Consider the following 13,314-nt stretch of genomic DNA (forward strand, 5'->3'; position numbering starts at 1 on the left):
TAGCAGCTATCGCGACACGAAAGGCCGCAGTTCAACCAAACTTGCGCGCCGCGTCGATGGCCAGGCCACTGCCGATGCTGCCGAACAGGTCACCTTCCACATGGCGTGCCTTGGGCGCCAGGGCCGCGATGCGTTCGCGCAGCAGGCGCACGCCGCTGGAGCCACCGGTGAAGAACACGCTGTCGATATCGTCGGCGCGCAGGCCGGCCTGCTTCAAGAGCGCCAGCACGGTCTGCTCCACCGTCTGCACCAGGTGATCGACGGCGGCATCGAAATCGCTACGCTGCAATTGCAGCTGTTCGGGATTGCGCAGGCGCTCCAGGTCCAGCACGGTCTGCTCCGCCGAGGACAGTGCGATCTTGCCGGCTTCCACCTGCAGGGCCAGCCAGTGGCCGCAGCGCTGCTCCACCACATCGAGCAGGCGGGAGAAGCGCTCGCGGTCGGCCACCTCGCGCCCCACGTCCTGCAATTGCTGCCAGGCCTTGCGGGTGTAGAGCTGGTTGATGGTGTGCCAGGTGGCCAGGTTGAAGTAATAGCTGGAGGGGATCTCGGCATTGCCCTGCAGGCGGCCGCCCAGGCCGAGCAGCGGCATGACGCAGGCCAGGCTGAAATACTTGTCGAAGTCGGTGCCGCCGATGTGCACGCCGCCATTGGCCAGGATGTCATCACGGCGCTCGCTGCGCTGCGCCCGCTGCGGCGATAGGCGTACCAGCGAAAAGTCGGAGGTACCCCCGCCGATGTCGACGATCAGGACCAGCTCTTCCCGGTCGATGCGCGACTCGTAGTCGAAGGCGGCGGCGATCGGTTCGAACTGGAAGGCGATGTCCTTGAAACCGACGTCACGCGCGATCTCTTCCAGCGTATCCTGCGCCAGCTGGTCGGCAGCCGCATCGTCGTCCACGAAATGCACCGGACGACCCAGCACCACGCTGGAGAACGAGGTGCCGGCGGCACGCTGGGCGCGCTGCTTCAATTCACCGATGAACTGCGACAGCAGGCCACGATACGGCAGCGCCCGACCGCCGACCTCGGTCTGGCCATCGATGGCACCGGAGCCCAGCAGGCTCTTGAGCGAGCGCATCAGGCGGCCTTCATAGCCGGCCAGGTATTCACCCAGTCCGGCGCGACCATAGCTGAAGCTGTTCTCGTCGGCGTTGAAGAACACGACCGATGGCAGCGTCGCACGGCCTTCTTCCAGCGGCAGCAGCAGGGAATCCCCGGCATCCGGGCGCAGCCAGCCGACGGTGGAATTGGAGGTGCCGAAATCCACACCGCACGCGTTCGCCATCGCCATCGATCACTCCTTGTTTTTTCGGCCGGCAATCATATAGAAAAGCACCGTGCTTGTCTGCACGGATGTCCGGCAGCGTTTGAAGCAAGCAACATGCCGTGCGCATTTCCTTGCCGTGGCGACAATGTCAGGACGACAAAAGGCGCCGGGCGGCATGTCTGCCGTCCCGACGCCTTCTATGGCAGCGGATCGCCTGAGGCCTGTGGAAAACTTAGAATTCCTGGGCCACCGGACGCAGCACCACTTCACTGATGTCCACGTTCTCCGGCTGCTCGATGGCATAGGCGATGGCACGGGCCACCGAATCGGCGGGAATCTGGTTGGCTTCGTACCAGGCCTGCACGGCGGCCGAGGTTTCCTGGTCGCTGCTATGCGTCTTCAGTTCGGAATCCACCGCCCCCGGGGAAATGATGGTGGTGCGCACGCCCTCCGGTGCTTCGGTACGCAGGCCCTCGGAAAGTGCACGCACGGCAAATTTGGTGGCGCTATACACGGTTCCCATACCGGCGAAGACCTTGATCCCGGCCACCGAGGCCACATTGATGATGTGACCCGAGCCCTGGGCGGAGAAACGCGGCAGTGCAGCGGCCACGCCGTAGAGCACACCCTTGATGTTGACGTCGATCATGCGGTCCCATTCCTCGACCTTGAGCTTGGCCATCGGCGCCAGCGGCATGATGCCGGCATTGTTGACCAGCACATCGATGCGGCCGAAGTGCTGCACGCCTTGCGCCACCAGCGCTTCCACATCGGCGCGGCGGGCGACGTCGGTGGTCACCGCAATGGCCTCGCCACCAGCGGCGGTGATATCGGCCACCAATTTCTGCAGGCGCTCGGTGCGACGCGCACCCAGTACCAGCCGTGCGCCCAGGGAGGCCAGATGGCGCGCCGTGGTTTCGCCCAACCCACTGCTGGCGCCGGTGATGACGATGACCTTGTTCTTGATGTTGTTGCTCATGATGAATCCCTTTCCATGGATATTGTGAATGCCTGCCAATGTGTGTTGCTGATGCTGTCGGTGCTGTGGTTGCTGCGGTTGCTGCATATCGATGGAAGGATTATGGTCACGGCGACTATGCCAAACAATGGAAATGATAAGATTACAGAATTCCAATTTAAGGAATCATCATGCTCAACCGACTGGAGATGCTGCGTATCTTCTGTGCAGCCGCCGACGCCGGCAGCTTCAAGGATGCCGCCATCCATCTCGGCATTTCGCCGCAGGCGGTCACCCGCGCGATCCAGGAGCTGGAACGGCTGCAGGGCGAGATGCTGTTCCACCGCAACACCCGCCAGGTGCGCATCACCAGCTTCGGCGAACAGCTGGCCGAACGCGCCCGCAGCAGCCTGCAACAGCTTGATGGCCTGTTCGCCCCGGATCCGGCCAGCCCGCCGGACGACATGAGCGGCGTAGTGCGACTGGCCGCGCCCTCGGCACTGGGGCGCAGTCGCCTGTTGCCCATCGTGGAAAGGCTGGCCAACGCCCATCCCGGCCTGCGCTTCGACCTGCGCCTGACCGACCAGCGCGCCGACGTGGTCGGGGAAAAGATCGACATCGGCATCCGCGTGGGGGCGTTGCGCGACAACCGCTTCGTGGTGCGCCGGCTGGGCAAGACCCGCTTTCATGTCGTGGCCACCCCGCGCTTCCTGCGCCGCCACGGTACACCCGCCAGGCTGGAAGACCTGCCCGCCCTGCCCTGTACCGGCATTCTCGATCGCGACACCGGCCGGCTATGGCCATGGATGTTTGCCGGGGATCGCCAGATGAACGCCGACCATGCGCGCTTCGTCTGCGATGACTCGGAAGCGGAATACCTGCTGGTCAGGGATGGCATGGCCATCGGTCAGATTGCCGGCTTCCTGTGCGATGACGACATCGCCGCCGGACGCCTGGTGCCGGTGCTGGGGGAACATGAACCGGAACCCTGGGATACCTATCTGTACCGCCCACAGCGTGGCCCGGTGCCGCCACGGCTGCGCCTGGTATTCGATACGCTGGTACAGGAGCTGTCCGACTGAGGAACTGAGGAACTGAGGAACTGAGGAACTGAGGGCTGGGGGAGTGATCTGCTCCGCTACCAGCTGCAGTCGTGGTCCATCAGGACTTCGGCGCTGCCCGGTTCCTGCAGGTCGAAGTTGACCGGCATGTTGACCAGGAAGAAGCCGGCACTGCCGTCGGCCAGGCGCGCCCCGGTCAGCAGCAAGGACTGCGAGGCCATGTTGGCGGCTGCATAGGCGCTGCCGGCGGCGGCCAGCCGGAAGGGATCATCCTGCTGCAGGGCATCGGCAGGCAGGCGCATGACCCAATAACGATGGCCCTCGAAATGCCAGGGTAGCCACTGCTTCAACGGATCGTCGCGATGCCTGGCCAGGCTGGCGGCAACGTCGCGCCGCATGCAGTCCATGTGCAGATGCAGGTGCAATTGCGAACGCGCGGCGGCGAAGTTGATTTCCACACCCAATTGCTCATCTTCCAGCGGGCGCCCCAGCTTCTGCGCCACGCGCCAGCGCTGTTCCCAGGCATAGGCCCAGTAGCGGGGCGCATCCTCCCTTAACAGTTCCGGACTTTCGATACCGGTCAGGCGCCGGGTCGGCATCAGCAGGTACTGGGCCGGACCCACCAGATCCTTGAGGATCACGAAGCCGCGTTGCAGGTCCACCATGGCGCAGGGTTGCGGCTGCCCCCGCTCCTGCATGGATGGCACACATTGCTGGCTGGTGATTTCCCACAGCTTGTGGGGATCGGCGGCTGCGGTGGCGGACGGGCTGCACAGCAGCAAGAGAGGGCAGATCAGGAGCAGGCAAGAGAATGGTCGCATCGATGTCATTCCCGGCAGTAGGGCCGCGGCGGCCCGGTTGCAGTGGGTGGCAGGCTGCGTAGATTACCACCTGGGCATGTCGGCTCCATGACAGCGACCATGGCAGGTATGTGGGCCGGCTCCTCACCCATCTCATCCTGGACTACACTGACGCTCTGTAGCGCCATTTCGTCATTGTGTCGTATCCATCAACAGGACAGGAGAACCGGAAATGATCAGGCTGGACCACCTCGACGACATCGACCGGCAACTGCTCTCCATCCTGCAACTGAATGCCCGGGAACCGGTGGCCGAGATTGCCCGCCGTCTGGGCGTGGCGCGCACCACCGTGATTGCACGCATCGCCCGGCTGGAGCAGGCAGGCGTGATCGGCGGCTATACCCTCAAGCTCGGAAACGACGTGGTCGATCCCAGTCTGCAAGCCTATGTGGGCGTCACGGTGCAGCCGCGCGCCGGGCGCGATGTAGTCCGCCGCTTCGGGCGCATCGCCGAGGTCCAGCAATTGTGTGCCGTCAGTGGCGAGTTCGATTACGTCGCATGGCTGCGCGTGAGCACCCCCGAACAACTGGACAAGATCCTTGACCAGATCGGCGAGATGGAAGGCGTCATCAAGACCACGACCTCGGTGGTGCTGGCGCGCAAGATCGACCGGGGCGATGTGGCCAAGACCCGCTGACGCTACATAGTGACTAATTGACGCTACATATCGTCTGCAATTTTGCTGCTTTCTGACGATCTGCCAATGTATTCTGTCGTGACGGCTACCTAGAATGAATCATCCGTTCACCTTCATTCTGGAGAGTCATCATGCGTACCGTCCTCCTCGGCTCCGGCCACATCGGCCAGACCATCGCCCGCCTGCTGGCCACTGCCGGTGATGGCCGCACTGGTCACCACACCCTCGACTACAGCGTCACCATCGCCGACCGCGACGCCCACGCCTTGCAGGCGGTCTCAGGCCTGAATGTCGAAAAGACGGTGGTCGATTCCACCGACCCACAGGCACTGGCGGCACTGCTGCGTCAAGCCGATGTGGTCATCAATGCCCTGCCCTATCACATGGCGGTGCCGGTGGCGACGGTGGCGCACCAGACCGGCACCCACTATTTCGACCTGACCGAAGATGTGCAGGCGACCGCAGCGATTGCAGCGCTGGCGGCGGATGCCCCCACCGTCTTCATGCCGCAATGCGGACTGGCGCCGGGCTTCATCGGCATCGCCGCGCATCACCTGGCGGCCGGTTTCGACGAGGTACACGACATCAAGATGCGGGTGGGGGCCCTGCCGCAGTTCCCCACCAATGAATTGAAGTACAACCTGACCTGGAGCGTGGATGGTCTCATCAACGAATACTGCCATCCCTGCGCGGCGCTGCGTGATGGCGAGCGGGTCAGCGTCGACGCCCTGGCCGACCTCGAACACTTTTCACTGGACGGTGTGGAGTACGAAGCCTTCAATACTTCCGGCGGCCTGGGCAGCCTGTGCGAGACGCTGGCCGGCAAGGTGCGCAATCTGGACTACAAGTCGGTACGCTATCCCGGTCACCAGCAGCGCATGAAATTCCTGCTGGGCGATCTTGGCCTGCGCCATGACCAGGCCCTGCTCAAGGACATCCTGCGCAAGAGCGTGCCGGCCACCATGCAGGACGTGGTACTGGTGTTCGTCACCGTGAGCGGGCTGCGCGATGGCAAGCTGATGCAAGAGGTCTTCACCCGCAAGATCTTTGCGCGGCAGTCCGATGGCCGCTGGCAGAGCGCCATCCAGGCCAGCACCGCAGCCGGTGTCTGTGCGGTGCTGGACCTGTTCCGCGAAGGCAGGCTGCCGGCCCGGGGCTTCATCCGGCAGGAGCAGATCGCCCTGCCGGATCTACTGGCCAACCGGTTCGGCGCGGTCTATGCCTGAGGCAGTGGCCGGCGGCTCACTTGCCGCCGGTGACGTCAAGAAAGGTGCCGGTGATGAACGATGCTTCTTCGCTGGCCAGCCACAGCACGGCGCGCGCCACCTCTTCGGGCTGGCCGCCCCGGCCCATCGGGATACTTTCCCTGACCCGGTTGACCCGATCCGGCTCGCCGCCGCTGGCATGCATCTCGGTGTAGATGTGTCCCGGCCGGACACAGTTCACGCGGATGCCTTCGCGTGCGACTTCCTTGGCGAAGCCGGTGGTGAAGGTCTCCAGCGCGCCCTTGGAGGCAGCGTAGTCGACATATTCATTGGGGCTGCCGAGCCGGGCCGAGGCCGAGGAAATATTGACCACCGCACCGCCGCGTCCCTGGTAGCGATAGGCCATGCGCCGCAGCGCCTGCTGGGCGCACAGCATGGGACCGATGGCGTTGACCGCGAAGACACGCTGTATGCGCGCGTAGCCCAGGTCTTCCAGCCGTGACTGGCGCTCCAGCATCGCGGCATTGTTGACCAGCACGTCGATGCGTCCGAAGCTGTCATCGATGGCGGCGAAGAGTCTGGCCACCTGCTCCGGATCGGCGCTGTCGGCCTGCACCGCCAGGGCGCGCTGGCCCAGCCTGCGCACGTCGTCTGCGACGGATTGCGCCGCCTGCTCGTTGGCGAGGTAGCTCAGCGCAACATCGTAGCCGCGTGCAGCCGCCAGCCGGGCCGTGGCAGCGCCCATGCCACGGCTGCCGCCGGTGATGAGGATCAGAGGGGATGAGGAAGGGACGGACATGGTCGTTCTCCGAAAGGGTAAAACGGGAAACCTGTCTGGCAGTGCCTGGGCCCCATGTCCGCTTCAGCCGATCAGGACCGTGCCGGCAGCGATGGCGGCGCACGCCAGCAGGCGCGCCAGGCCCAGGGATTCACCCAGGAACAGGTAGCCGATCAGCGCCGCGAACAGCACGCTGGTCTCGCGCAGTGCCGAGACCGCGCCCATCGGTGCCAGGTCCATAGCGTAGATGACGATGCCGTAGGCCAGCAGCGAGACCAGTCCACCGGCAAAGGCGCGAGCGAATCCCGGCTGCAACATGAAGAGCACACGCGGGCCGCGTGGCCGGCGCAGCGCGAGGTAGACCAGCGGCATGAGCAGCCCCCAGCCTGCTGACATCCATGCGGTGTAGGCCAGCGGCGCCCCCGAAAGACGTACGCCAATGCCATCGACCACGCTATAGGCAGCAATGAAACAACCGGTCGCCAGCGCATAAGGCAGGCCCGGCAGCGCCAGCCCGCCTCGGCGAAACGCCAGGGCTACGATGCCACCCGACACCAGTACGATACCCAGCAGAACTACCGCGCTCATCTGTTCGCCTGCGAAGACGGCGGCGCCCAGGGTCACCAGCACCGGCGAACATCCGCGTGCGATCGGATAGGTCTGGCCCAGCTCACCGGCGCGATAGCTGCGCACCAGGAACAGGTTGTAGCCCACATGCAGCAGCGCCGAGCCGGCTGCATAGGGCCAACTGGCCGGTGACGGCGAAGCCAGGAAGGGCATGGCAGCGAGGCTGGCCAGCGCCACTGCCATGCACATCACGGTCATTGACCAGAGGCGGTCGCCGCCGGCACGCAGCAAGGCGTTCCAGGCGGCATGCAGGAAGGCGGCGAAGAGAATGAGCAACACGATGGGCAAGGACATGCGCCATGGTAAGCACGACCGGGCGCGGACCCAAGCGAAGTCTCCTCATCCCGGCATGAGCAATCGCTCATGCTACGCGGCCATCAAGGTCAATAGCCTTGTGCAGCCTGCCGGGATTGCGCCATCATCCACGCGCGGAAGCTGGCCACATGCGGCTGCACCTCCACGCCCTGGGGACAGACGAAGTAGTAGGCCAGGGGCGAAGGCAGAGCCATGGTGAACAGCCTGACCAGGCTGCCGCTGGCCAGCTCCTGTTCCACATGGCCGCTGCGGGCCAGGGCCACGCCCTGGCCCAGCAGGGCAGCTTCGATGGTCATGTTGGTATCGGCCAGGCGTACGTTCTCGCGCAAGGCCGGCGCCGTCACGCCGGCTTGCTGGAACCACAGGTCCCACTTGGGCACCATGTCGGCGCCGGCACGGGTGAGCAGGGGATAGCGCAGCAGGTCGGCCGGTTTGCGCGGCTTGCCCAGGCGCTGCAGCAAGCCCGGGCTGACCACCGGGAAGATCTGTTCGCGGAACAGGAACTCCGAGAACAGGCCCGGGTAGGGTCCGGTACCAAAGCGGATGGCCACGTCCGGCTCGCCGGGCATGAAGCGGATGGCGGCGTCGGTGGTCTCCAGCGTGACCAGGATGTCGGGATGGTCCTGCGCCAGATCGGGAAGGCGCGGCAACAGCCACTTGAGCGCGAAGGAATAGGTGGTGCTGACCTTGAGCCTGACGCGTCCATTCTGCTCACGCAGTTCGCCCAGGGTGGATTCCAGCTTCATGAAGAACTCCCGCACCACCGGTGCCAGCGCGGCGCCGGCCGGGGTCAGCGTGAGCGACTTGCCACGCTGGAACAACTGCACACCCCAGAGTTCTTCCAGATGCCGCAGCTGGTGGCTGACCGCGCTCTGGGTGACGTGCAATTCCTCGGAGGCGGCGGTGAAGGTGGCGTGCCGGGTCGCGACTTCGAAGGCGCGCAAGGTGGCGGTGGGGGGCAGGTCTCGCATGGGCCGGACTCTCGGAACGGGAGGTCGTCAGCATCGCCAACCTCGTATGAACGGATGCTCATGATAGCAAGCGCCTGCCCGGGCTGCGCAAGGCAAGCTGCGGCGGAGTATACGTAAAGTCTAATTTTAGATAATATGTATTGCATGACTTCACGCTCCCGCAAAAAGAAACCCGACCGTCCCGACCATGCCCTGCTGCTGTCGCAATTGCAGCAGGTTGCCCTTGGGCTGGGCGAGACCTTCGCCCCCTTCTGCGAAGTGGTGCTGCACGACCTGCGCGACGCGGATCATTCCATCGTGGCCTTGCACAACAACCTGTCCGGACGCGAAGTCGGCGACGCCACCACCGAACTGGGCCTGGCACGCATCGCCGACGAAAGCTATCCGCAAGTGCTGACCAACTACGCCAACACCCTGCCCGACGGGCGCCAGGCCAAGAGCACGTCGATCGGCATCAAGGACGCCGATGGCAAGTACGTGGCGGCGCTGTGCATGAACATCGACCTGACGCTGTTCGGCGCCTTGCAGGGCATGCTGCGCCAGTTCGGCGGCATCGATGGCGCGGTGCGCGTGGCCGAGACGCTGGAGCCGGCCGGCGCGGACGCCCTGCGCAGTCGTATCGACGATTTTGCGACGCGCCTGTCGACCACGCCGCGCAGCCTCAAGGCCGAGGACCGCCGCCAGTTGATGCGCGAGCTGCGCCAGAGCGGCTGCATGGATGTGCGCCGGGCGGCCGAGATCGTGGCAGCGCACCTGGGCGTCTCACGTGCGACGGTCTACAACGACGAAAAGGACTGACCCGCCCCACACCGACGCCGGCTCCTCCTTCTGATTGCGCTATCGAATCCCTCCGACTCCACCCTGCCTCCAAAGGAAAATCATGATCCCCGTTTCCAGCGCCACCGAATTGCCCAGCTTCGCCGATGTCCTGCTGGCCGCCGAACGCATCAAGCCCTGGGCGCACAGGACGCCGGTGCTGCGCTCGCGTACCGCCGATGCCGAGCTTGGCGCGCAACTGTTCTTCAAGTGCGAAAACTTCCAGCGCATGGGCGCCTTCAAGTTCCGCGGAGCGATGAATGCGCTGTCGCAGTTCGATGCGGATCAGCGTCGCCACGGGGTGATCACCTTCTCTTCCGGCAATCACGCACAGGGGACTGCGCTGGCCGCGCAGTTGCTGGGCATCCCCGCAGTGATCGTGATGCCGCAGGATGCGCCGGCGGCCAAGGTCGCCGCCACCCGTGGCTATGGCGCCGAAGTGGTCACCTATGACCGCTACACCGAAGACCGCGAAGCCATCGGTGCGCGCCTGGCGGCCGAGCGCAAGATGACGCTGATCCCGCCCTACGATCATCCGCACGTGATGGCCGGCCAGGGCACGGCCACGCTGGAATTGCTGCAGGAGACCGGGCCGCTTGATGCGCTGTTCGTCTGTGTCGGTGGCGGCGGCCTGCTGTCGGGTGCGGCGCTGGCGGCCCGCGCGCTGGCGCCGGACTGCAAGATCTACGGCGTGGAACCGGAGGCCGGCAATGATGGCCAGCAATCGCTGCGCGCCGGTCATGTGGTCCACATCGATACCCCGAAGACCATCGCCGACGGTGCGCAGACCCAGCACCTGGGCAAGTACACCTTCGAGGTGATCCGCCAGCTGGTGGACGACATCCACACCGTCAGCGACGCAGAACTGATTGCCGGCCTGCGCTTCTTCGCCGAACGCATGAAGATGGTAGTGGAGCCGACCGGCTGCCTGGGCTTTGCTGCCGCCCGCAAGTTAAAGGACCAGTTGCAGGGCAAGCGGGTGGGCGTGATCATCAGCGGCGGCAATGTGGACCTGGGCAAGCTTTCCGCTTACCTGGCCGGCTAATCGTTTACACCAATATCATCGTCGGCGGTTTTGGCTTACAGTCGCAGGCAGCCTTAGCCCACACACCCCTCATCTACCTAACAAGGATTGGAACCACCATGCCCCATCTCGTTGTGGAATACACCGGCAATCTCACCCTCGACGTACAGCCCACCCTGCTCAAGCTCAACCAGGCACTGGTGGCCAGCGGACACTTTGACGAAAACGCCATCAAGGCGCGCGCCGTGCGTCTGGATGACTACCTGGTCGGCACCGCCGCCGATGCCAAGCGCGCCTTCGTGGCACTGCGCCTGTCCATCCTGACCGGCCGCACGCTGGAAGAAAAGAAGCAGGTCGCCGACCTGCTGGGCGCAGCCATCCAGAAGGACCAGAGCTGGCCGGCACAGACCCAGGTGCAGATCACGGTGGACGTGGTGGACATGCAGCGCGAGACCTACTTCAAGCTTGCCGTGCAGTAAGCGCGGCAGCGCCCACAGCACGCGAGGGGAAGCGTTCCCTTGATCTGCGTGGGTGCTGGAACGCAGGAACGAAAAAGCCGTCCGGTATTTGCCGGACGGCTTCTTTTTTGCTGTTGTCGATACGGCTGCGCTGACCGGTATTGTTCTTCTGCAAGGTCAGCGGCAGTGCAATCAGGAAGCCAGCGCCGGCTCGCGTGCGACTTCGCGGAATTGCACCACATTGCCTTCCGGATCGAAGCCATCGCAGGCACGGAAGTCCGGCCCGCTCCATTCGGCATCGGCGGGCTTCATGCCACCGCCGAGCTGTTGCGTGCTCAACCTGGCCTGGGCCAGCGAGCGCACCGGCAGGAACAGCTTGACCGGCACGTTCTCACGCAACACCGGCGGCGCGCTGATTTCCAACGTGGCTGCCGCAGCGGGCGGAACGGCATGGATCACCAACAGGAAATCCTCGGCCTCGATCACTACCTTTTCAGCATGGGCATGCTTGGGAACCACCGCCAGCACCTGCGCATAGAACGCGGCGAGGCGGGCTACATCTTTGGCGAACAGGACTGCGCCTGCTTTGGGCTGGGTCGACATCTCTGCTTTCAAAAACGTTGATCGGATCTACGGAACGGCAGAGTTTATTTAGGACCAAGCAGCTTTGCAAGCATTAATCGTCACCTTGTGGCGACATGATTTTGTCGCCTCATGGCGACGCCTGAATGTCGCCTTTTTTCGCTCTATTGCAGAGCAATATAAGAATCCGCTGACACGCGAAAGTGGCGCTGTCCGATGGGCATTTCCGAGGGCGCAATTTATTGTTACGCATCGCCGTGAAGACACTGGCAAAACGTCAATTGTCGGCATGATCAGCGAAGCTGTTCTTATGTGATCGGAATGGCATCGTTTCCGCTAGAACCAGGTATAAATTGTAAGCGGATGTTCCAAAGCGGTTTACTTCGGGACGTGATCTGCTACCTTGATGTCGCAGGGCAACATGATGTGCGGTGATGTACGGTTGATGAAGAAGAAAAATATTTCCGTCCGCGCACCAGACCACCAGAACATCCTGCACCGTCCTCCCCACTGCCTCACACGAAGCACCGACGGTGAACCAAATAAAACGAAACCCAACCCTCACGAGCAACGCGCCATGAACATTCGAGATTTGCACGCCCAGTACACTCCCGAACGCTCCCTCTTCCAGCGTACCCAAGGCCGCCAGCGCGGACTGACCGACACCCGCGTCGAACTGGCGCACACCGACAGCGACGCCGACGCCTGGCTGGAACCGGCACTCTCCGACTTCATCTCGCTGGCCTCCAGCGTGTGCGGTACTCCCATGGGCATGTTCAGCCAGCTGCACCCCGACATCGGCCTGCAACAACCCTATCTGTCCGTGATCAACGGCCGTGGCGACAGCCGCAACCAGTGGTGGCACTTCCCCGGCCAGACCGGCGTGCTGCGCAATGCAGTGGACTTTTCCTTGTGTGACATGGCGGCCCGCACGCCGGGCGTGGTGACCGAAATCACCGATCTGCGTACTGTCGAACGTTTTGCTGTCAGTGCCCTGGCCAATGGCACCCCGCCGGTGCGGTTCTACGCCGCCGTGCCGCTGGTGTCGGGCAATGGCGACATCATGGGCACGCTGTGCGTGATGGATCGCGAACCACGCGCCCTGTCCGCTACGCAACGTGATGCCTTCCTGAAGCTGGGCCGCCAGCTCGAAGCCCTGCTCGACAGCCATCGTGCCATGCAGAAGCTGGAGCAGCAGACCATGACCGATTCCCTGACCGGCATCGGCAATCGCCGCAGCTTCGATTCGCGCCTGCGCGAAGAATGGACCCGCCACCTGCGCAATGCGCGACCGCTGTCGATGCTGATGGTGGACGTGGATTATTTCAAGCAGTACAACGACACCTACGGTCACCCGGCCGGCGATGCCATGCTGCAGCAACTGGCAAGGGTGCTGCGTTCACCGCTGCGTGCCAGCGATTTCCTGGCCCGCTATGGTGGCGACGAGTTTTCGCTGATCCTGCCCGATACCGACGAGACCGGCGCACAGCAGGTTGCCGATCGCATCAAGCAGGCGGTGGCGCGGGTGAAGTGGCCACATACCGATATCGAGATCAGCCTGGGCGCAGCCACGGTAACGCCCTCCGAAATGTGCGACTTCAGCGCACTGCTGCATGCGGCCGACCAGGCCATGTACCAACGCAAGCACGGCCGCAATCCACGCAACGCCTGAAGTCTGCAGGAGCCGCTGCAAACGAATGACGCCGCTGCACAGACAGCGGCGTTTTCATGTCAGCGCCCTAGCACCTGACG

The 13,314-nt window shown here is 63.9% G+C and carries 15 protein-coding genes; 8 read left to right on the top strand and 7 right to left on the bottom strand.

Translation table 11 applies throughout. The features are described from left to right. Positions 1 to 31: 31 nt before the first annotated feature. Together BTM36_RS07970 and BTM36_RS07975 are read right to left on the bottom strand one after the other, a co-directional pair. A complete protein-coding gene (locus BTM36_RS07970) occupies positions 32 to 1,288 on the bottom strand; it encodes an Hsp70 family protein (protein WP_039875855.1) in 1,257 nt (418 codons plus the stop codon). A gap of 214 nt (positions 1,289 to 1,502) precedes the next feature. Continuing rightward, complete coding sequence (locus BTM36_RS07975) at positions 1,503 to 2,249, bottom strand: SDR family oxidoreductase (protein ID WP_077235831.1); 747 nt, start codon at positions 2,247 to 2,249, stop codon at positions 1,503 to 1,505. Between the two features lie 170 nt (positions 2,250 to 2,419). Between BTM36_RS07975 and BTM36_RS07980 the strand changes: the two genes are divergently transcribed. After that, a complete protein-coding gene (locus BTM36_RS07980) occupies positions 2,420 to 3,310 on the top strand; it encodes a LysR family transcriptional regulator (protein ID WP_077235832.1) in 891 nt (296 codons plus the stop codon). A 56-nt stretch (positions 3,311 to 3,366) separates the two neighbouring features. On the opposite strand, the gene BTM36_RS07985 is transcribed toward BTM36_RS07980, so the two are convergent. Continuing rightward, positions 3,367 to 4,110, bottom strand: coding sequence for a CDP-diacylglycerol diphosphatase (locus BTM36_RS07985; protein WP_077235833.1), 744 nt, complete (start codon positions 4,108 to 4,110; stop codon positions 3,367 to 3,369). A 211-nt stretch (positions 4,111 to 4,321) separates the two neighbouring features. Here BTM36_RS07985 and BTM36_RS07990 point away from each other — a divergent pair, with 211 nt between their 5' ends. Continuing rightward, a complete protein-coding gene (locus BTM36_RS07990) occupies positions 4,322 to 4,786 on the top strand; it encodes an Lrp/AsnC family transcriptional regulator (protein ID WP_077235834.1) in 465 nt (154 codons plus the stop codon). Between the two features lie 131 nt (positions 4,787 to 4,917). After that, a complete protein-coding gene (locus tag BTM36_RS07995; RefSeq protein WP_077235835.1) occupies positions 4,918 to 6,012 on the top strand; it encodes a saccharopine dehydrogenase family protein in 1,095 nt (364 codons plus the stop codon). A gap of 16 nt (positions 6,013 to 6,028) precedes the next feature. On the opposite strand, the gene BTM36_RS08000 is transcribed toward BTM36_RS07995, so the two are convergent. The 3 genes from BTM36_RS08000 to gcvA all read right to left on the bottom strand — a co-directional run bounded on the left by BTM36_RS08000 (position 6,029) and on the right by gcvA (position 8,682). Beyond that, positions 6,029 to 6,790, bottom strand: coding sequence for a glucose 1-dehydrogenase (locus BTM36_RS08000; RefSeq protein WP_077235836.1), 762 nt, complete (start codon positions 6,788 to 6,790; stop codon positions 6,029 to 6,031). Between the two features lie 63 nt (positions 6,791 to 6,853). Continuing rightward, a complete protein-coding gene (locus BTM36_RS08005; protein WP_077235837.1) occupies positions 6,854 to 7,690 on the bottom strand; it encodes a DMT family transporter in 837 nt (278 codons plus the stop codon). 89 nt (positions 7,691 to 7,779) lie between these two features. Continuing rightward, positions 7,780 to 8,682: a transcriptional regulator GcvA gene (gene gcvA, locus BTM36_RS08010; RefSeq protein ID WP_077235838.1), complete on the bottom strand. Its 903-nt coding sequence runs from the start codon at positions 8,680 to 8,682 to the stop codon at positions 7,780 to 7,782. Between the two features lie 135 nt (positions 8,683 to 8,817). On the opposite strand from gcvA, the gene BTM36_RS08015 reads away from it, so the two are divergent. The 3 genes from BTM36_RS08015 to BTM36_RS08025 all read left to right on the top strand — a co-directional run bounded on the left by BTM36_RS08015 (position 8,818) and on the right by BTM36_RS08025 (position 11,001). After that, positions 8,818 to 9,480, top strand: coding sequence for a transcriptional regulator (locus BTM36_RS08015; protein WP_039875813.1), 663 nt, complete (start codon positions 8,818 to 8,820; stop codon positions 9,478 to 9,480). Positions 9,481 to 9,562: 82 nt separating this feature from the next. Further along, the gene (locus tag BTM36_RS08020; RefSeq protein ID WP_077235839.1) at positions 9,563 to 10,543 is read left to right on the top strand and encodes a threo-3-hydroxy-L-aspartate ammonia-lyase; all 981 of its coding nucleotides are present in this window, start codon (positions 9,563 to 9,565) and stop codon (positions 10,541 to 10,543) included. A gap of 98 nt (positions 10,544 to 10,641) precedes the next feature. Next, complete coding sequence (locus BTM36_RS08025) at positions 10,642 to 11,001, top strand: 5-carboxymethyl-2-hydroxymuconate Delta-isomerase (protein ID WP_077235840.1); 360 nt, start codon at positions 10,642 to 10,644, stop codon at positions 10,999 to 11,001. Between the two features lie 171 nt (positions 11,002 to 11,172). On the opposite strand, the gene BTM36_RS08030 is transcribed toward BTM36_RS08025, so the two are convergent. Beyond that, complete coding sequence (locus BTM36_RS08030) at positions 11,173 to 11,583, bottom strand: hypothetical protein (RefSeq protein ID WP_077235841.1); 411 nt, start codon at positions 11,581 to 11,583, stop codon at positions 11,173 to 11,175. 64 nt (positions 11,584 to 11,647) lie between these two features. Here BTM36_RS08030 and BTM36_RS27700 point away from each other — a divergent pair, with 64 nt between their 5' ends. Together BTM36_RS27700 and BTM36_RS08035 are read left to right on the top strand one after the other, a co-directional pair. Next, the gene (locus BTM36_RS27700; RefSeq protein ID WP_139347098.1) at positions 11,648 to 11,878 is read left to right on the top strand and encodes a hypothetical protein; all 231 of its coding nucleotides are present in this window, start codon (positions 11,648 to 11,650) and stop codon (positions 11,876 to 11,878) included. 261 nt (positions 11,879 to 12,139) lie between these two features. Further along, positions 12,140 to 13,234 carry a sensor domain-containing diguanylate cyclase gene (locus BTM36_RS08035; RefSeq protein WP_241813608.1) on the top strand — a complete coding sequence of 365 codons (1,095 nt, stop codon included), beginning with the start codon at positions 12,140 to 12,142 and terminating at the stop codon, positions 13,232 to 13,234. Positions 13,235 to 13,314 lie beyond the last annotated feature (80 nt).

Source organism: Herbaspirillum sp. VT-16-41 (assembly GCF_001994935.1).
Taxonomy (GTDB): Bacteria; Pseudomonadota; Gammaproteobacteria; order Burkholderiales; family Burkholderiaceae_D; genus Herbaspirillum; species Herbaspirillum frisingense.